Origin of the sequence: Spirosoma spitsbergense DSM 19989, from assembly GCF_000374085.1 — a bacterium.
Classification (GTDB): Bacteria; Bacteroidota; Bacteroidia; order Cytophagales; family Spirosomataceae; genus Spirosoma; species Spirosoma spitsbergense.
Window position 1 is genome coordinate 30,093 of the sequence record NZ_KB893433.1, and the last position, 18,033, is coordinate 48,125.

General features: G+C 47.2%; 19 protein-coding genes. 9 read left to right on the top strand and 10 right to left on the bottom strand.

The window, feature by feature from the left end:
- Window positions 1–7 precede the first annotated feature (7 nt).
- The 3 genes from B157_RS40035 to B157_RS0106790 all read left to right on the top strand — a co-directional run bounded on the left by B157_RS40035 (window position 8) and on the right by B157_RS0106790 (window position 2,067).
- Window positions 8–130 (top strand): hypothetical protein, encoded by a 123-nt coding sequence (locus B157_RS40035; protein WP_281168441.1) that lies wholly within the window; start codon window positions 8–10, stop codon window positions 128–130.
- Between the two features lie 111 nt (window positions 131–241).
- Window positions 242–1,309 carry a sensor histidine kinase gene (locus B157_RS0106785; protein ID WP_020602608.1) on the top strand — a complete coding sequence of 356 codons (1,068 nt, stop codon included), beginning with the start codon at window positions 242–244 and terminating at the stop codon, window positions 1,307–1,309.
- Entirely contained in the window at window positions 1,306–2,067 is a 762-nt protein-coding gene (locus B157_RS0106790) for a LytR/AlgR family response regulator transcription factor (protein WP_020602609.1), read from the top strand. Before B157_RS0106785 ends, B157_RS0106790 begins: the two co-directional genes overlap by 4 nt.
- A 77-nt stretch (window positions 2,068–2,144) precedes the next feature.
- Here B157_RS0106790 and B157_RS0106795 read toward each other — a convergent pair whose 3' ends face one another.
- A complete protein-coding gene (locus B157_RS0106795; RefSeq protein WP_026308542.1) occupies window positions 2,145–3,032 on the bottom strand; it encodes a dienelactone hydrolase family protein in 888 nt (295 codons plus the stop codon).
- Between the two features lie 518 nt (window positions 3,033–3,550).
- On the opposite strand from B157_RS0106795, the gene B157_RS0106800 reads away from it, so the two are divergent.
- A complete protein-coding gene (locus tag B157_RS0106800; RefSeq protein WP_020602611.1) occupies window positions 3,551–4,180 on the top strand; it encodes a carbonic anhydrase in 630 nt (209 codons plus the stop codon).
- Window positions 4,181–4,248: 68 nt separating this feature from the next.
- Complete coding sequence (locus tag B157_RS0106805; protein WP_026308543.1) at window positions 4,249–4,437, top strand: hypothetical protein; 189 nt, start codon at window positions 4,249–4,251, stop codon at window positions 4,435–4,437.
- Between the two features lie 189 nt (window positions 4,438–4,626).
- Here the strand turns inward: B157_RS0106805 and porN are convergent, their stop codons facing one another.
- From porN to sucD, 8 genes are all read right to left on the bottom strand, one after another.
- The gene (gene porN / locus B157_RS0106810) at window positions 4,627–5,679 is read right to left on the bottom strand and encodes a type IX secretion system ring subunit PorN/GldN (RefSeq protein WP_020602612.1); all 1,053 of its coding nucleotides are present in this window, start codon (window positions 5,677–5,679) and stop codon (window positions 4,627–4,629) included.
- Window positions 5,680–5,737: 58 nt separating this feature from the next.
- Window positions 5,738–7,327: a type IX secretion system motor protein PorM/GldM gene (gene porM, locus B157_RS0106815; RefSeq protein WP_084761769.1), complete on the bottom strand. Its 1,590-nt coding sequence runs from the start codon at window positions 7,325–7,327 to the stop codon at window positions 5,738–5,740.
- 122 nt (window positions 7,328–7,449) lie between these two features.
- Window positions 7,450–8,262, bottom strand: a complete 813-nt coding sequence (gene porL, locus B157_RS0106820; protein ID WP_020602614.1) for a type IX secretion system motor protein PorL/GldL — start codon at window positions 8,260–8,262, stop codon at window positions 7,450–7,452.
- 35 nt (window positions 8,263–8,297) lie between these two features.
- Entirely contained in the window at window positions 8,298–9,443 is a 1,146-nt protein-coding gene (porK, locus tag B157_RS0106825) for a T9SS ring complex lipoprotein PorK/GldK (protein ID WP_026308544.1), read from the bottom strand.
- A gap of 258 nt (window positions 9,444–9,701) precedes the next feature.
- On the bottom strand, window positions 9,702–10,676 hold the full coding sequence (locus B157_RS0106830) for a PorP/SprF family type IX secretion system membrane protein (protein ID WP_020602616.1): 975 nt from the start codon (window positions 10,674–10,676) through the stop codon (window positions 9,702–9,704).
- 282 nt (window positions 10,677–10,958) lie between these two features.
- The gene (locus B157_RS0106835) at window positions 10,959–11,741 is read right to left on the bottom strand and encodes a uroporphyrinogen-III synthase (RefSeq protein WP_020602617.1); all 783 of its coding nucleotides are present in this window, start codon (window positions 11,739–11,741) and stop codon (window positions 10,959–10,961) included.
- 96 nt (window positions 11,742–11,837) lie between these two features.
- Complete coding sequence (locus tag B157_RS0106840) at window positions 11,838–12,980, bottom strand: DUF4271 domain-containing protein (RefSeq protein WP_020602618.1); 1,143 nt, start codon at window positions 12,978–12,980, stop codon at window positions 11,838–11,840.
- 131 nt (window positions 12,981–13,111) lie between these two features.
- Window positions 13,112–13,987: a succinate--CoA ligase subunit alpha gene (gene sucD / locus B157_RS0106845; RefSeq protein ID WP_020602619.1), complete on the bottom strand. Its 876-nt coding sequence runs from the start codon at window positions 13,985–13,987 to the stop codon at window positions 13,112–13,114.
- Between the two features lie 149 nt (window positions 13,988–14,136).
- On the opposite strand from sucD, the gene B157_RS0106855 reads away from it, so the two are divergent.
- Together B157_RS0106855 and B157_RS0106860 are read left to right on the top strand one after the other, a co-directional pair.
- On the top strand, window positions 14,137–14,727 hold the full coding sequence (locus B157_RS0106855) for a DUF6962 family protein (RefSeq protein ID WP_020602621.1): 591 nt from the start codon (window positions 14,137–14,139) through the stop codon (window positions 14,725–14,727).
- 94 nt (window positions 14,728–14,821) lie between these two features.
- On the top strand, window positions 14,822–15,886 hold the full coding sequence (locus B157_RS0106860) for a DNA topoisomerase IB (protein ID WP_041951946.1): 1,065 nt from the start codon (window positions 14,822–14,824) through the stop codon (window positions 15,884–15,886).
- 237 nt (window positions 15,887–16,123) lie between these two features.
- Here the strand turns inward: B157_RS0106860 and B157_RS0106865 are convergent, their stop codons facing one another.
- Complete coding sequence (locus B157_RS0106865; RefSeq protein WP_020602623.1) at window positions 16,124–16,639, bottom strand: sll1863 family stress response protein; 516 nt, start codon at window positions 16,637–16,639, stop codon at window positions 16,124–16,126.
- Between the two features lie 468 nt (window positions 16,640–17,107).
- Here B157_RS0106865 and B157_RS0106870 point away from each other — a divergent pair, with 468 nt between their 5' ends.
- Together B157_RS0106870 and B157_RS0106875 are read left to right on the top strand one after the other, a co-directional pair.
- Entirely contained in the window at window positions 17,108–17,551 is a 444-nt protein-coding gene (locus tag B157_RS0106870; protein ID WP_020602624.1) for a cold-shock protein, read from the top strand.
- Between the two features lie 135 nt (window positions 17,552–17,686).
- Window positions 17,687–17,866, top strand: a complete 180-nt coding sequence (locus B157_RS0106875) for a hypothetical protein (protein WP_018618430.1) — start codon at window positions 17,687–17,689, stop codon at window positions 17,864–17,866.
- Window positions 17,867–18,033 lie beyond the last annotated feature (167 nt).

The following is an 18,033-nucleotide window of genomic DNA, read 5'->3' on the forward strand; positions in this document are numbered from 1 at the left end:
GAGATTAATGAGTCAAAGCAACAGCACATTCCTGAATCCCGAAAACGCAATAGACAGGGAAGCAGTAGACATCGGCCAATCCCCCGTTTTAACCGACAAAAGCCCTTCTGATCAGGCAATGGTCGACTAACGACCATTCGTCGGTTGAAACGCCCCTCTTATCGGTGAATCCGGGCTGTAGACCGATTTATGACACCGGGCATCACTTTTTAGTCTAAACTTGTAGCTTTCCAGACCCTTGATGGCTGCTACTCCTTTTTCCCGTCGTTACGTTTCCTTGCTGAGTCATTTGCTGGGCTGGGGATTGCTGGGTTACCTGCTTTTCTTTTCTCAGTCGTTCAATGCCGAAATCCGGCTCCCCGGTTTATTCTGGGTGAGACAAGGCATTTTCCTTTGCCTGATGGTCGCGACTTTCTACCTGAATTCGCAGGTGCTGGTACCACGACTATTATTAAGAAATCAAACGGGGCGTTATGCAGCCGCCCTACTGGGTGTTGTAGTGCTTATTGTTCTGGTTTTAGTTGCGGTAGAAACGTGGTTTAACCTACCGGTTCTTATGCACCGTGCCTTTCATCCCGATGGCAAAGGCGTGCCTAAATTATACGGCTGGATCCAACCGGCCCTGTTCACCATTCTGCTGGTGCTGGGCATTAGCACCAGCCTGGCCATGTTGCAAAAGTGGCAGACAGAAACGACGCTCCGGCTGGCGCTGGAACAGGCGAAAACCGCGTCTGAACTGTCCTTTTTGAAGGCACAGATTAACCCGCACTTCTTTTTCAATACCCTCAATAACATATACGCCCTAACGCTGATTGACACCGAAACGGCCCGCGAAGCCATACACCGGCTCTCGCGTATGATGCGCTATATTCTCTACGATACCCAAACGGGTACCACAATGCTAAGTAAGGAACTCGCCTTCGTCGGCGATTATATCCAGCTTATGCAATTGCGACTGACCGATAAGGTGACGGTTACGTTTAGTACACCAAGCCCCCTGCACGACCAGCCCGTAGCTCCCATGATTCTGCTGCCTTTTGTCGAAAATGCCTTTAAGCACGGCGTTAGTGCCACGCAGCCAAGCCGGATTCATATTGGCATTCAGCAAGGAAAAAACAAGTTGATTCTGGATGTTGCCAACACCGTCTTTATCGAGAAAATGCCCTCGCTGGAAGCAGGTAACGGCATCGGCCTGATTAACACCCGCCGACGACTGGATTTGTTGTATCCGGAGCATTATACGCTGCAAATCAATGAACAAACCTCATCTGGTGAATACCAAGTACACCTTGCACTCGACCTATCATGAAACTTTCCTGTATTGCGGTTGATGATGAGCCATTAGCCCTGGGGCTGGTTTGTGCGTTTATCGAGAAAACGCCGTTTCTGAATTTAAAAGGGCAGTATAGTAGTGCCGTGGAGGCTTTGCAGGGGTTAATGGCCGGGCCGGTAGACGTCATTTTTCTGGACATCCAAATGCCCGATCTGACCGGGCTGGAACTGGCCCGCGTACTGGAACGTAGCAACCGGGGAGCGCATACCACCCGAATCATCTTTACCACCGCCTTCGATCAGTTTGCCCTCGATGGATTTCGGGTCGATGCGCTGGATTATCTGCTCAAACCGTTCAACTACGAAGAGTTTCTGCGGGCAGCCAGTAAAGCCCGCGCTTATTTCGAACTGATTCATCGTGTAGAACCAATACCGGTAGCCCTTCCGGCAGCTACTCCCGTTGAAACGGCAGCCGACTACCTGTTTCTGAAAGTCGAATACCAATTGGTGCGGATTGCGTACAAAGACATTCTGTACATAGAGGGATTGAAAGATTACGTAAAAGTATATCGACAAACGGAACCGGAAAAACCACTCCTTTCCCTCACCAGTTTAAAGGCACTCGAAGACAAACTCCCCCCCAAACAGTTCATGCGCGTACATCGGTCATTCATCGTGGCACTGGATCGTATCAATGCCGTCACGCGCAACTCCGTACAGATTGGGTCGGCTATGATTCCGGTCAGCGATCAGTACAAGGACGTTTTTAGCCAGTTCATTAGCCGCTGGCTGTAGGGCTAGTAATCCGTCCGGTTTTAAACCCTGTGTGGTAGTGGCCAGATCAGAAACTGTTTTCCTGGCTAAAAGACCCTTCAGGCCAGTTTCTCGTTGAAAAAGTCAATTGTGCGTTTCCAGGCCAGCTCGGCAGCCGCTTTATCAAAACGAGGGGTTGTATCATTATGAAAGCCGTGATTAACCCCGTCATACATGTAAGCGGTATACTCTTTATTGTTCTTCTTTAGTGCCGCTTCATACGCTGGCCATCCCTCATTCACCCGCGTATCCAGCCCGGCGTAGTGCAACAGGAGAGGAGCTTTTATGCTGGGTACATCTTCGCTCGCGGGCTGACCGCCGTAAAAAGGAACGGATGCGGATAAATCGGGAACCCGTACAGCCATCGAATTGGAAATTCCGCCACCAAAGCAAAAACCAACAACCCCAATTTTGCCCGTACAGTCTTTGTGATTTTTCAAATAATCATAAGCCGCAATGAAATCTTCCAGCATTTCGTTTTTGTCCCGTTTACTCTGCATTGTACGCCCTTCGTCGTCATTACCCGGGTAGCCGCCCAACGGGGTGAGTGCGTCGGGAGCAACCGAGATAAACCCGGCCAAAGCAGCCCGTCTGGCTACATCTTCAATGTAAGGGTTCAGCCCCCGATTTTCATGCACTACCACAATACCACCGAGTTTCTTTTTCGTATCGACCGGCATCGACAGCAGGGCTTTAATCGTTCCGCCCCCTTTAGGCGACTGATAATTGATGTAATCCGACTTCAGGCGAGGGTCATCCGCTTTAACCTGAATAGCACCCTGATAATCGGGCATGATAAAACTCATCAGTGAGGCCACGGTAAGGCCACCTACGGCATAGGTTGATAACTTTTGTACAAACTCCCGCCGGTCAATGCGGCTATGGGCATAGTCGTCATACAGATCAAATACTTCCTGCTTGATTTCCTCTTTATTAATCTTGTCCATATCAGTCTGCGTACGTTTTTTACCTAAAGTTAGTGATTCAATCCGTAAAAGCCAGGCACAGAGAATCAGCAGAAAATCAGGCAGCAGACAGGAATACGATAAGGAGTATAAACTGTCCATCCACCTGCACGAAGTGGTTCTGAAGGTGTCGTCTGCGGTTGATAAATTCCAGCCTGTCCGTACCAGTAGGCATCCATTTACGTAATGCCGGGCAAGTTCAACAATCTATACGCAAATGCGTCAATCGTCTAGTTCTACTTCCATCACACTACTTTCATACCTGATTTCTGTTTAGGTAGAGTTCAAATGCCCATTCCTTGTCCGGTACCAATAACTGCTCTTACAAATTAAACATACGAGTGCGCCGTACTCTTCCAGCCTGGACAACCAATAAACTACACTGACTTATTCAATAGCCACAAGCGTTGAACAAATCAATTTACGTTCTAATTTTACCTAAATTAGCTTGTTAAGCATTCCGTTTTATATATAATCGTTGAACAAAAACTAAGTACGATATGACTTTGTATGAAAGTGTATTCGCCTATAACCGCCAATGGGTTGCCCAACAATTAGAGGAGGATGCCGACTACTTCAACCGGATGGCCGACGGACAGGAACCGGAATTCCTCTACATTGGCTGTTCCGATAGCCGAGTACAACCTGAAGACTTCATGGGCGTTAAACCGGGCGAAGTGTTTGTTCATCGGAACATTGCCAATCTGGTCGCTAATAATGATACCAATTCCTATGCAGTATTACAGTACGCTGTCAAATTTCTAAAAGTAAAGCATATCATCGTGTGTGGCCATTACGGTTGCGGAGGTATTAAGGCCGCTATGGATCGTAAAGATTTGGGGGCTCTCAATTCCTGGATTCGGAACATTGGTGATGTGCACCGCCTTCATCGCCAGGAGCTGGATGCCCTGCCTAACGATGAGGCACTCTTCCGTCGACTGGTCGAGTTGAACGTACAGGAGCAATGTCTGAATATTATGAAGCTGGCCTTCGTACAACAGGCTCGGGCTGAGGGAGAGTATCCCCGTATTCACGGCTGGGTGTATGATATTGCCCAGGGTACTGTCCGTGATCTGCTTATCAATATGGCTAATTTCAGTGAGGAGCTGGCGCCATACCAATTGGATTAATACGTTCCTAATACTACTGAAACCTCGCCCATGTCGTCGGAACCGATCATTCTGACACGAAGTAGGCTATGGCTGGTAGTCAAAATCGAGACCGAATCGGCGAGCGCACAGAGACCTTGCAGAGTCAGAAAGCCGGTATTCACTACGCCGTTGTGGATGCCCTGTCAAGAATTCGTTTTACTGAAGTTAAAATCGGCAAAATATGGGACAGTAATCTCGGACGTGTATTCGATACGGCTGCGGTTAGTCCCTCTTGACCTCGAACGTTGGCCCTCCTATAACGACAGTCGCTACCTCCCGGATAATCTATGGGTAACAGCGCCTGTCGTTTTAACTCTGAAAATGTGTTGCTCCACTAAACTTCGGGATTGCTCTTAACAAAGAGAAATCGCCTGCTTCGAGGGTTTTTATCCCACCAAACAGGCGATCTCAATAACTAAAAATTTCTAGTATTCCCAAAGACCGTGCTCGGTCTCCATCAGTTCGTATTCAGTCTGGTATGATTTTAACAAACCTTCCCGGTCGCCATACATGCCAACCAAGTCCGTATCGCCGGGGTTAGCCACCTTTGTAATCCGACCGTAGAACAGGCGCAGATCGAATGCATCGGCCAGGTTTTTGTGTTGAGCCTGGTTTTGTGGGTTGTACCAGATAAACTTCTTCGGGTCACTGCGGAACAGTTTATCCAGATCCTTGTACTTGAAAGAAGCAATAGGTTTTTCGTAACCGGCAGCATTCTTATCGGCTGGTAATAGTAGTGTTACAGACTGAATATCGTAATACAAACGCGAACGTTTCCGATCAAAAATCCAGTCTTCTTTTACCTCCAGAATGTTCAATTCTTTCGGGAAGTATTCGTCGCCCGAAAAAGTAGGACCTTTGGCAACCGCTACTGTATCTTTCTTTTCCTCAACAATCGGTTGTGCTATTTTAGCGCCTTTTTTCCCCTTCGTTGTCTTGGCTACAGCTGTTTTTTTCTTGGGTGCTCCCCAGCCATCATCGGCGGGTTCTGCCTTGGCAGTTGCTTTCTTGGGTGCTCCCCAGCCATCATCGGCCGCTTTTTTATCGTCCTTCTTAGGCTTATCCCAGCCATCGCCACCAGTACCTGCGTCTTCTTTAAAACCAGCCGCGATTTCTTCAGCTGATAAGCCGCCACCGGTGCTTGGTATCAGCAAATTTTCGTGAAACTTCTGCGGATCTATCTTCGTCGTTAACGAGTCGTTCGCATAAGCATCGATCAAACCGGCTTTTACGGCTTCCATCAGATACCTCGAAATCTCATTATTCTTAGAGAACATGGACTGATTCTGCTTCTCCTTCAGGTCGATCCGACGCCAAAGGGTTTTCTTCATCATAATGTCGTTCTCATTGATAGGCCGTGTCGAGTTGGCATTCATGCCGGTACTCGCCCTTTCCTGAGCCGTTGCCTGCCCACCTGCCAGAGCCAGCGCAGCTATGGCAAGTAATCCGGTATATCCTATTGTTTTGTACTGTATCATGGCTCTTTCTTTGTTGTTCAATTCCCTATAGTAACGGCTGGAGAACCGCTTTAGTACACTAGTATAGCGAAACCTGTACAGGAGCATTACCGACCGGTACATCACTGATTTCCCCCCGGAAGTTGCGACGCTGTACGCCGTCAACTTCAACAATAATCCGGTCACCGGGTTGCGCTTCAGCAGCTATTTCCCCAATGGAACCACCACCTGCTCCTACTTTTGCAGCTTTAACTCGTTTAGTACCCCGTACCAGCGATACGGTAGCTCCGGTAGTACGGAAGTTAGCATCATCAGGTGAGAAAGCGGCAAAGCTTGGATCAGAAACAGCCTGTATTCTGACACTACGGGCCGATGAAACCGGCACACCACGAGGATCATTTGCACGCGTACCGCCTATGAAGATCTCAATAGTAGGACGAGGTACTTTGCTGACTTTAAAACGCTCCGTTCCTAATAAACTACCGCCATTGCTAATGTTCAGCGCTACACTGGCTGCACTGGGAACAACAGTGACTTTACCTTTTTCGCCCGATTGTATGACAGCAGCCCCGTCTGCCGAAATGTTGGGACTCCACAAGGCCCCTAGTTGAGGGCTTTGAATACTTAGTTTGTTGGCACATCCCAGGTACAAAGGCGGTAATGTCCCTGTTTCGATCTGATACGAAGGCTTGGCAACAAAATACTCTGCTGTTAAGGGGACGGTCTTGGGGCCACTTGGTGAATCATAGCTTATGCTCCCTGTCAATGTCCGCTTAGCCAGGCCATTTTTGTCATAAGAGCCACCCTGAGCCGTAAATTCAATCAAGCCCGTTCCGTCTACTATACGAACAGGGCCACCATTTAAACTCATGCGTGGCTGTATGCCCGATGAGGATGCCGACAAGAACATTTCCGCTTTAAATTTGGTACCTGCCACCACTACCTTCGAGTCCATGCTCAGTTTAGCGATGATCTTATCAAACTTAACATCCTGAGCACCTACCTTACTGGCCAATACATCCAGCACTTCCCCCTCGATACGGCGAACATCCGTTTGACGCTGACTCAATACCGCTAAAGCAGCAGGTACGGGCGTTTGAGCGAAGTTAAGTTCGCCAAAATCCTTGTTACGCTGCTCTGGCGACCGGCTGGAGATTGGGTCATCTTTAGCATTCATGGCCAGCGATGAATACTTGGCCGGACTATATTTCGATAGACCAGCAATGTAATCATCAAGCTTCTTCTTTAAGGTATAAGCCTCTCCGTTATGATTGCCTCCAACCATAATCTGGGCCACTTTTTCTTCTTCACTTAGATTTTTGACGGATCCGGTTTCGTCAAGACCACCGCCTGCTTCCGTGATAATACGCTGTTTGAGCCCGTCAATCTGCGCGATAACATCCGCAGTCTCTTTCCGAACCTGATCAGCCTGCTTTACAATTTCCAGATCAGTAGCCCGATTACCAGATTTTTCGACGGTAGCTTTAATACTGTTAAGTACCTGCTGGTTCACTTTACTTGCTTCAGCGGTGGTCTGTTCCAAGCTATTATTTAACAAAACAAATTTGTCCAGAATAGCGGAAGTAACCTGCAAAGCCAGCAATGCGGTCAATACCAGATACATCATCCCAATCATTTTCTGACGGGGTGTCTCTTTTGTGCCTGCCATTTATTTATGGAGAATTATAATAATGAAAAAGTCATAAGTCGAAAAAGTCTGGGAGTCGTAGGTACTACCGCCCGAGCATTCCTGCGCCAGCACTTACGACCTATGACTCACTCTTTCGTGACTTAATTTCCGCGCATAGCGGTCAGCATGCTACCGTACACGCCGTTGAGAGATGCTAAATTACCGGTTAGCTTGGCCAGTTCGTTTTTGAACTGTTGTGTATCACGGCTGGCATCACTCATATTTTCCATTGCTGCGGTCAGACTACCATAGAAAGCATTCATTGCTTTCAGGTGCTTGTTCGTATCCTGCAATTCCAGTTCATATACAGCGTTCAGCGCACCCATATTCTTGGTTACTTTCTGGAACTGATCGCGGTAATCTTTAGCTTCGGATGTAGCATCAGCCATTGAGTTCATAGCCGTAATTGCCGTGCCGTATGACTTATTCATTTCGGTAATAGAACCGGCTGCTGTTTTCACATTACGGGCATAATCGTTGGTAGCAACAGTTGCATCCGTCAGATCCGTCAGTTTCGATACAGTATCGTTCAGATTGCGGAAACCGGACCCAAGACGCTCAAATACATCAGGAGTCACTTTGGCCTGGGCCAGCATCTGATCCATATTACCTGTCAGGCCATTCGCTTGTGGTGCAGGCTTACGAGCTTCTCCTTTATAATCATCTGCCAACTCAGGGTATACGCGTTCCCAGGAATATCCGTCCTCTCCAGCAGCTGGCATGGTAAAACTCTGAACGGCGTACAGAGCAAAAATTACTACTTCCGTTAACAGACCAACTGTTAACATAAAACCAAACTGTTCATTGTGGGTAATTTTAGCCCAGGCTCCGAAAATAACGACGGCGGCTCCCGCACTATAGATGGTTGGAACCAAGCGATCCCAAAAGAAATTCGTGGATTTATCTGCTGCCATGATAAGCGTGTTAATTGATATAGGGTATTAAGTTTTTAGATTTTACTGGTTTTCGTTTTTTTACTGCTTTTGCTCTTGCTGCTTCCACCTGCTTTGCTGGCTCTGCCACCCCGTGCCGATGCAGTACGCCCTTCCAGATTGTCCATGATACAACGGAAACCAATGTATGAGCGTTTCTGGTCTTCGTATTCATACGAACGGGTACCGGTTTCGAGGTAGTAGGCAATATCTTTCCAGGAACCACCCCGAACTATTTTTCTAGGCTCATCGGCATTCTGGTTGTCTGGATTCATGTCCCACACAATAGCATTTGTATTGTCGGCATAGGCATCGCGGCACCATTCCGCTACGTTGCCAGCCATGTTGTACAGGCCGTAGTCATTGGGGCTGTAAGCAGTTGCCGGAGCGGTATATGGATACCCATCAGCGTCGTAATTACCCCGTTGTGGCTTGAAGTTGGCCAGATAACAACCTTTCCCATTGGCTACGTAAGGATTTCCCCAAGGGTATTTAGCACCCTGTTTGCCGCCACGGGCGGCCCACTCCCACTCCGCTTCTGAGGGAAGCCGGTAGCCAAAGGAACGATAGTTTCCTTCTTTGGTACGAAAATCATCCAGGGTATTAGTCCGCCACTTACAAAAATGATTGGCAGCAATCCAGCTTACACCTACTACCGGATAGGTATCAAATGCGGGGTGGGCATAGTAATGCTCCAGCATTGGATCGCCGTTGTGGTAGGTGAAATCATTTTTCCATACGGTTGTATCAGGGTAGTACTTAGCCATGATTTCTTCTTCGCCCAGCACCGAAACCGAATCGGCCAGCAGGGCGTTGACGTACTGCCGATACTCATGGTTGGAAATTTCAGCATCGTCCATATAGAACGAACTAATGGTTACCTGACGGTTCATGTTTATTTGGGTGGCTGCCACATCCTCATCAGCCTGACCCATTATAAACGAACCGGATGGTACCAGTACCATTCCGTAAGGTGTAGGCTGCCTCCAGCCCTTACGACCGGTAGCGGTAACTTCCCCGTTTGTTATACCGACTTCTCCTCCCTTGCCACTTTTGCCGCCAAATTTTGACTTCAAAAAGCCGCAACCCTGCATCAGCAACACCACTATTGCGACCATCACTACCCGGGTTGCGTTGCTTGTTAACCAGTTATACTTCATCATCGTAAAACTTTTCTTCTTCTTGTGCGAGACCAGACTAAAAACGAAAATCTATTTAGTTATTGTATGTTCTGTCAGGTTCTGAATTATTTTCCGTCAATATCCTGATTGAACGTTTATTTATGCTTCAGACGAACCAGTTCTACTTTAGGACAGTCTGTCTTCCTGAAAGTAAGTTTACTTTTACAAACTGCGTAACAAGAATATTGCCAAGACTGCTCAAATGACCAAAATAAAGGCCTTTTCCTGTGCCCAGCCGTATCAATAGCGGAAACGGGGTGTGCGTACAATTGGTTTCTTACGAACATCGGGAGCAGGCAGGGCATAGCCCACTAAAATTTCGTACGACGCAGGACTTTTTATTTGCGCTCCTCCCGTAGTGATATCCAGTGCCGCCCCAATACGCAGCGCATTATTTCTCATAAGATTGATACCAGCCGTAGCCATTACCGCGTCTTTTAACCGATATCCCAGACCCGCCCAAATTCGGTTGTCGTATGTTCCCACCAAATTAACCGAAGCTACCGATCCGGGGATGCCCTGTTTTGTGCTGTATTGTACCAGTACAGATGGCTGTATGTCAATGTTATACCCTAACCCCAGGCGGTAACCAGCCGATAGATAGGCTTTTGGTTCGGAAGGATCAAGTGATCGGCCAACAACGTAGCTGTAGGTTGCCTTGTTCAGGTGTGTCATGCTTAGGCCAACCCAATAGTCGGTCGTGTTATAGTAGATACCCGCGCCAATATCCGGTTTAAACTGATTAATACGTCCGGTTGGAATAAGTGGGTCGCCAGGATCGGTAGCGCGAAACTGGCCAAAATCAAATCCCCGATTGAACATACCCGCCTGCACCCCCAGAGCCAGCGTTCCATTCTTCAGAGCCAGGCGATAGGCATAAGACAATTGCACCGCCTGATTGATAGACGGGCCGTATTTATCATTCAGAGCGTAAACACCGATACCACTCTTAATTTTAGCCAACGGCATATTAAATGATATCATCTGCGTACTTTGAGCCGCACTACCGTCACCATTACCAATTGTCTGGTAGCCCAGATATTGCGTTCGCTGTGTAAGTTGTAAACGGGATACTCCCTCAGAACCAGCCGCTGCGGGGTTATAGTAAAGCGGGTTGTACATATATAGGCTAAACTGCGGGTCCTGTTGGGCCAGAGCCGTTGGAGCAGCAAGCACAGCCAGTAAAAAGGCGTAAACGTATAGTATGCGAATCATACGGCCTGGACAATATTCAAAAAGACTTTTATATACACATACGAAAGAAAAGAGCGGAAGGAATCAACACTAAGCAATTGATTTTCAATAGAAATTGGCTCGTATTCTCTCTTTGTTCTTACTAGCTTCTATATCAGTGATAACAGAGTTCGACCGAAATTTTATCACAGTTTACAATTAAACGTATGTAAGGGCAAATTATTGGCCGGAAAATAAAAGCAAAATGCCGGAAATGAGCATTATTACCCGGTTCCGGCACGAAGGGTCAACACCGCATTTCTATTAAGTGTTGGCCTTTTTAAGGTATAGTTCCAAAGCCCCCGTCATAGATGGGGCATTGGGCAGCGGGGCTTCGATATCAAGTGTCAGGCCCGCTTCAATAACGGCTTTGGCAGTAGTAGGCCCAAAAGCAGCTATCCGTGTTCCGTTCTGATCGAAATCAGGAAAATTGACAAATAATGAGTTTACCCCCGATGGGCTAAAAAAGGCGATGATATCGTAACTACTGATTTCCAGGTCAGAGAGGTTAGTGGAAACTGTTGCGTACATCTCAGCTTCTGTAAAATGAAGACCGCTGGTATCCATAAATTCGGGGATATCATTCCGACGAATGTTCGAACAGGGAAACAGAAATTTTTCGTTTTTATGTTTCCTGATCAGATCAAACAGTTCAGTAGCTGTCTTTGTACCGTTGAAAATTTTCCGCTTCCGGATGACGATATACTTCTGTAGGTAATTGGCCGTCTGCTCCGAAATACAGAAATATTTCATGTCGGCAGGTACATCAATGCGTCCTTCCTGGCAGATACGAAAAAAGTGATCTATGGCATTCCGGCTGGTGAAAATAATAGCGGTGTGGGCCAGAATATTGATTTTCTGACGACGGAAATCCTTAAACGATTCACCCTGAATTTGAATAAATGGGCGAAACTCGATCTGGATATTGTACTTGCTAACTAAATCAAAATAGGGAGATTTTTCGTCGGCGGGTCGAGATTGGGACACTAAGAGCCGGTTTACTTTCGTGATCCGGGCTTCGGCGGGTTGCATACTTGTCTCGTTCATTGAATCTTTACTCGGGTCATTAGGAATCGGCGATACGAACTAGATAGTAAAAGAACTTATCAACCAACTATACTTTATTAACTAAAAACTCACTCATCATAGCGCAAAACGCAAACCAATGATCAGCGGAACCAATTCAACGATACAAAGGTACGAAAATAAATAAAGATTTTTGATAGGTTCAAGGCTGCGTATGACGAAGTATAGCAGCGCTAGACGGGTGGCATAAAAGATGACTACCGGCACTAGTAAGACGCTCTGCGACCAGGATACGACCCAAGTATTGTACGCTAGTATGGACAGAAGCAGGGTTAGAAACGTAAAAAATAACAGGGACGACTGTAGTATTTTGAAGTAGTGAATATTAACCACCTCCTGCAGCTTATACAGCCCTCCCATCACCTCCAGCGAGATATATTTACCCAGAAGGCTTAAAAAGGTAACACCACTCAACAAAAAAAACTCACTTAGCAACCCGCCCATATTCTGCCCCGCCAGTAATAATGTCCCCGATGTAAATACAGTTAGATCCTGGCTTTGCAAGAAGACAATCAAATAGGCAATGACAAAGCTCAGATTAAGCGCAAAAAGCGTATTAGTACTACTTAATGGACGGTTGATAAGAAACGATTCTTCCTGTGCCCGAACGGACAGCAGATCGCGCAGGTTGTAAAATCGCTGAAAAGCGCGACGATAGAACGTAAACAGAAAAGTGTGAGTAGTCAGTAAAAATAATAGCCCCAGCCCCAGAAAGTCGTTATAAATAGTACTGGGACGAGGTCGCACACTTAGGTTATCATCATGCAACAGTATGGGCGTTTGCGTTGCGGACTTTGGGTAACCAATAAGTAATTGCTTGTTATCCAGACCGGGACTGCCGTAAATAGTGAGAAATAGTTCAGGCTGACGATAGACCTTGTACAGGCTATCAATATTTAATACTTGCCAGCCTTCGGCACGGAGCTTTCGTTTGAGAGCAGCGTTGATAAACAGATAACCGTCCTGCCGGGTTGCAATAAGAAGGCTATAATGCCGGTTACTCTCCAGGTCTACATATACGCTCAGGGCCGTCTGGTCGGCATGTTTCTCAACAATGTAGGGTACGTAGGATTTGGCTCGTTCGTCATATACCTGAAAGTCATCTCGAAAATCGTGGACGGGGTAGTATCGCTCGCCCGGGCCAGTGCCTGTCTGCCGAGGTTGAGCAAAAGCAGAGGAGATAGAGAAGACAAAGAGCAAAAAAGCGGATCGGGTCGCTGAACCGGAAGGAAAGAGCGAAAAAAGGCAGGAACAAGATACTATGTCAAGTCCTTTTACCATCTTTCGCTCTTTCCTTCCGGTTCGGCGACCCGATCCGCTCTTACACTTTTTCATTTTCCCAGCGCCTTCAGCATCGTATCGCCGATAAGAGCAGGTGATTCAACTACGTGGATACCACACGCCCGCATAATAGCCATCTTGGCCGCTGCCGTATCATCTGCGCCACCAACAATAGCACCGGCGTGGCCCATCCGGCGACCCTTGGGGGCCGTTTGGCCGGCAATGAATCCCACAACGGGTTTACGATTGCCATCGGCCTTGATCCAGTTAGCTGCCTCAGCTTCCATGCCGCCACCTATCTCGCCAATCATAACGATAGCATCGGTTTCCGGGTCATTCATAAGAAGTTCAACTGCCTGCTTGGTGGTAGTACCAATAATTGGATCGCCACCGATACCAATAGCTGTCGATTGCCCCAGGCCTGCTTTGGTGAGCTGGTCAACGGCTTCGTAGGTTAATGTACCTGACTTGGAAACGATTCCGATACGGCCTTTCTTGAAAATAAAGCCGGGCATAATCCCCACTTTACATTCTTCGGCGGTCATTACACCAGGGCAGTTTGGCCCGATGAGTCTTACATCTTTATTATTCAGGTAGTTTTTCACCGCTACCATATCTTCCGTTGGAATACCTTCCGTAATGCAGATAATCACTTTTATACCTGCTTCTGCGGCTTCCATAATAGCATCGGCAGCAAAAGCGGGCGGCACAAAAATGATGGATACATTGGCTCCGGCCTGGTCCACAGCTTGCTGAACCGTATTGAAAACAGGACGGTCGAGATGGGTTTGCCCTCCTTTTCCCGGCGTTACCCCACCAACAACGTTAGTACCGTATTCAATCATCTGCTGAGCATGAAAACTGCCTTCTGAGCCAGTGAAGCCCTGGACGATAATTTTTGAATCTTTGTTAACTAGAACAGACATAACAGGAATTTGGAAATCGTTGGCAATACGGACATACGGAAGAAAGCCGAAAAAATAGCGTTTAACCCGCTACCTTTATTCGTTTATCGGCCCTTCCTGCTTCTGGTAGAAAGTTGGGCAAAAGTAGCCGAAACTTCCTAAATTACGTGATGATTTTTTCGCATATCCTTTCCGGCTCTGTTCTGGCCGGAGTGGGCGTCGTGGTGTTCTGGCACTTTTTCGGACGCATTCCCCTGTTTAACCGACTCCTGTGGGGGTTCTTTTTCTTAACTATTTCCCTGGCCGCTCTGATCGGAGTGGTTCATTTTGCCGGAAACGAATCACTGGAGCCGCTGCATGGTTCCGTGATTATCCTGTCCGATACGATGGGGGTTGTATGCGTCGTTATGGCGGTATATGCACTACTTAATCAGCGTACACTTTCCTTCTTTCCGTTTGTTGCTACCGTAGCATTTGGTTTGTTTCTTTTCACCTCTTTACTACTACCCCGCGTACGCGTTTTCACCCCGATTGTCCCATCGCTGGGTATCCTGGTCCTGATGTTACTAGCCGTATTTTCGCTGCTTCAGCGTAACAAACGGGGTCTTTGGATAGTGCTGGCCGCTATGATGATGGGCTTGGCTACCAAAGCAGAAGCATTTTACTCAATCATTCACCCAACGGATTTTTACCAGTACGCCACAGCACTATCCCTCTGGTTTTTTGGAAAGGCCTCCGATTGGCGCGTGGGCTTGCGGTAAAGTATTTTTTATGGTGCGCAGGAAGGCCAGCCTGATAACTATTTGGCGGATACAGCAGTTACTCAATGACGCATTTTTTACCTACTCAACAACCGTGAATGCATCCGAGTTACTCCACGACCCCGTCGAAACGGCGCGGGCGGCCCGACTGGTTTACATGTCAGATACCATGCCGGGTATTCAGCGGCAGCATAACCAGAGCCTGTTTCGATATTTTGATACCCAGGGCAACGAGTTGACCGACTCCGATACCCTGACCCGCATCCAAAGCATGGCCCTGCCCCCTGCCTGGAAAAATGTCTGGATTAGCCCAAAAACCAACAGCCATTTGCAGGCAACGGGAATTGATACTAAAAATCGAAAACAGTACCGCTACCACCCAAAATGGAACGCGATTCGGAGTCAGACAAAGTTTTTCCGGATGGTAGCTTTTGGTCAGGCCCTCCCCCTGCTCCGTACCAGACTGGCCAGAGACCTGAAGATCAGGATGCTCACTCGCGAAAAAGTGATCGCTATTGCGCTGAGCGTTATGGAGCAAACCCTCATTAGGGTCGGTAATGCAGCCTACGAGAAAGAGTATGGCACATATGGCCTTACCACCCTCAAAGACCGTCACGTAAAAATGGATGGTCGTGAAGTCCGGTTTAGTTTCAAAGGAAAAAAAGGCATTTATCACGATATAACTCTGCTTGACAGGCGGTTATCTCGTCTAGTAAAAGCCTGCCGGGATATTCCGGGTAAAGAGTTATTTCAATACGTCGATGCGGAGGGTAACCGCCACCCAATCGACTCGGGTATGGTGAACGACTATCTGCACGAAACAATGGGCGACGATTTCTCGGCGAAGGATTTCCGAACCTGGGCGGGTACCGTAAACGCTTTTCGACTGCTGGCCGAACTGGCTCCCTGTGAAACCGAAAAAGATCGGAAGAAAAACGTGAACACAATACTGGATGAGGTATCTCACAAGCTGGGAAATACCCGAACCGTTTGCCGAAAACACTATGTACATCCCCAGATTCTGGAAGCCTACGAATGCCAGGATTTAACCCCATATATCAAACAAAAGGCCCGTTTTAAGCAAACGGACCCGCACGGGCTGGACGGCACCGAAAAATTATTGCTGAAGTTTCTAAAAGACCAAACTCAGAAGCATTAAGCACCGAAGTGCAGGCAAGTCTGCTCAAGTAACGGCCCTTACCTGGGCAGAACAAACAGATTATTCAGGAATAAAATCAATAATAGCGTCCCAATAGAATCAAACTAATTTGTGCCGGTTCCCACGTTTGTAAAACAATCAACAAAAGTGGGGAAATGTCTCCACAGCATCAAAAAAGCGCCGACCTAAGTAAATCGGTCAGCGCTTTTTTTAAGGCTGTGTAATTGGTAAAGACGCTTAGTTTTTACCGTCAAGCTTATCACCTGCTTTGTCGAAGGCGTCACCGATTTCACGACCTGCCTGCTTAAAGCCGCTTTTCACATCCTGCCAGGCATCGGCAGTAGCATTCTTAGCCTTGTCCATGTCATCGTCCAGTTCTTTCCGTTGCTCTTCCAGCTTGGCTTTCTGGCGCTCTGTTTCAGCCTTTGCCTTATCGCTTTGCTTATCTGCTTTTGCCTGCAATTCGTCTATTTTAGCATCCAGCTTATCTTTTTGTACTTTCATTTTCTCTATGGCTTCATCGCGTTCCCGCTTAAAATCATCAGCCATTTCGTCCGTTTTGGCATCGGCTTTATCTGCTGCGTCGTTGGCATCGGCAGACATTGCATCCCCCGTGTTTTCGATGGCGTCCTCAGTACGTGATTCTTTCTTTCCATCAGAGCTACAGGCCTGAAATAGAGCCAGTGATGCTACGAGTAGCAACGTGCCAGCAACGTGTTTGATACGGGTCATTAGCAATAAGGACTTTTTCATAATGATTATTGTGTAGTTTGATTTACAAAACCACGTTTGCAAAGGACATGCCAGAAAAAGGAGTTCGTACATGCTCGTGTACAATCAGTTATTCTGTTAGCTCTGTATGAAATGACAGGATAGATGGAGTAATGAGTGAGCACTACAGTAGTTATCCAGGACCAACTGGTAAACGTCGGGTTAATCTCCGGGTTACAGGAAAGTCCCCTACGTTCTGTACCGCTGCCAGGTTGTTGACAGTGTCCTGAATAGGTAACAGGATCATAAATAGGGAGGTGCGGAGCTAATAAGTTCTACGTTTGAATATTAAAGACCCTATCAAACAACTAATTTTGATTTTATACGGTTGACTATTAGTAGGACAGGCAATTTGATATGAACTGATGACAGTTCAATACAAAAACGCTCCTCTCAAAAACCATAACCTGTTTATAGCAAACAGGTTATTCGTACGTAAACCAATAAAGAATGGAGACATTTAGTAAAAAAGAAAAAGAAAAAGCAAGACAGAAAAAGAGGAAAGACAAAGAAGAAAAACGGGAAGAACGGAAAGCAAATGCGCAGAAAGGGCAAGCACTTGATCTGATGATGGCCTACGTGGATGAAAATGGAAATATTACCTCCACACCGCCCGATCCCCGGAAGAAACGGGTTATTGATCAGGAAGACATTCAGATTGGCGTATCCAGACAAGAAGCAGTTGAAGCGCAGGATGTAGTTCGCCAGGGAATCGTAACATTTTTCAATGCCTCTAAGGGCTACGGTTTCATACGGGATCTTCAGACGCAGGAAAGTATATTTGTACACATGAACGGTTTAGTTGATGCAGTGGGCGAACAGGACAAAGTAACCTTCGAAGTCACAAGGACCCCAAAGGGGCTAAACGCGGTTGATGTAAAAAAGGTCGTTTAGCGTAAGCTAATTCGCTATCAGACGGTATTCTGCCAGCTGCTGCCAGAAATTATAGTACCAACGACGGCCACTCCTCGTTGTCCAGTAAAGCCAGGTGCCAACGCGGACACCAGCCCCATCACTATCATCTATATTATGAGTAAGCCGATTTACACCTCCATCCCCCCCACTACCGATAACGTTTACTGGATGCTCAAATTCTCGGACGGGAAAACCAGCATCTATGTCCCACGGGATAGAGAGCTTGATCGAAAACTCAAGATTAAATTTCAGGCCGAAGTAGCTGCCCGCACATCGCCGAAACGCAAAAAGTAACGGCGGACACTTTCATCCGTTTCTGAAAGGCGACTAAAACGACAGGCCTTGTCAATGGGGTTTGCTCACGGAGTGTTGCCTTTTCGTTGGTGCAATGTAACATTTTTTGCAATTTGTCATGATTTTGCCCCTTCCGGCAAAGCACTGAATCTACGACATATCTACTC

What these genes read in the sequence shown, in the direction of transcription:
- B157_RS40035 (WP_281168441.1), top strand. Translation starts at nt 8, where the DNA reads ATGAGTCAAAGCAACAGCACATTCCTGAATCCCGAAAACGCAATAGAC.
- B157_RS0106785 (WP_020602608.1), top strand. Translation starts at nt 242, where the DNA reads ATGGCTGCTACTCCTTTTTCCCGTCGTTACGTTTCCTTGCTGAGTCAT.
- B157_RS0106790 (WP_020602609.1), top strand. Translation starts at nt 1,306, where the DNA reads ATGAAACTTTCCTGTATTGCGGTTGATGATGAGCCATTAGCCCTGGGG.
- B157_RS0106795 (WP_026308542.1), bottom strand. Translation starts at nt 3,032, where the DNA reads ATGGACAAGATTAATAAAGAGGAAATCAAGCAGGAAGTATTTGATCTG.
- B157_RS0106800 (WP_020602611.1), top strand. Translation starts at nt 3,551, where the DNA reads ATGACTTTGTATGAAAGTGTATTCGCCTATAACCGCCAATGGGTTGCC.
- B157_RS0106805 (WP_026308543.1), top strand. Translation starts at nt 4,249, where the DNA reads ATGGCTGGTAGTCAAAATCGAGACCGAATCGGCGAGCGCACAGAGACC.
- porN (WP_020602612.1), bottom strand. Translation starts at nt 5,679, where the DNA reads ATGATACAGTACAAAACAATAGGATATACCGGATTACTTGCCATAGCT.
- porM (WP_084761769.1), bottom strand. Translation starts at nt 7,327, where the DNA reads ATGGCAGGCACAAAAGAGACACCCCGTCAGAAAATGATTGGGATGATG.
- porL (WP_020602614.1), bottom strand. Translation starts at nt 8,262, where the DNA reads ATGGCAGCAGATAAATCCACGAATTTCTTTTGGGATCGCTTGGTTCCA.
- porK (WP_026308544.1), bottom strand. Translation starts at nt 9,443, where the DNA reads ATGATGAAGTATAACTGGTTAACAAGCAACGCAACCCGGGTAGTGATG.
- B157_RS0106830 (WP_020602616.1), bottom strand. Translation starts at nt 10,676, where the DNA reads ATGATTCGCATACTATACGTTTACGCCTTTTTACTGGCTGTGCTTGCT.
- B157_RS0106835 (WP_020602617.1), bottom strand. Translation starts at nt 11,741, where the DNA reads ATGAACGAGACAAGTATGCAACCCGCCGAAGCCCGGATCACGAAAGTA.
- sucD (WP_020602619.1), bottom strand. Translation starts at nt 13,987, where the DNA reads ATGTCTGTTCTAGTTAACAAAGATTCAAAAATTATCGTCCAGGGCTTC.
- B157_RS0106855 (WP_020602621.1), top strand. Translation starts at nt 14,137, where the DNA reads ATGATTTTTTCGCATATCCTTTCCGGCTCTGTTCTGGCCGGAGTGGGC.
- B157_RS0106865 (WP_020602623.1), bottom strand. Translation starts at nt 16,639, where the DNA reads ATGAAAAAGTCCTTATTGCTAATGACCCGTATCAAACACGTTGCTGGC.
- B157_RS0106870 (WP_020602624.1), top strand. Translation starts at nt 17,108, where the DNA reads ATGGAGACATTTAGTAAAAAAGAAAAAGAAAAAGCAAGACAGAAAAAG.
- B157_RS0106875 (WP_018618430.1), top strand. Translation starts at nt 17,687, where the DNA reads ATGAGTAAGCCGATTTACACCTCCATCCCCCCCACTACCGATAACGTT.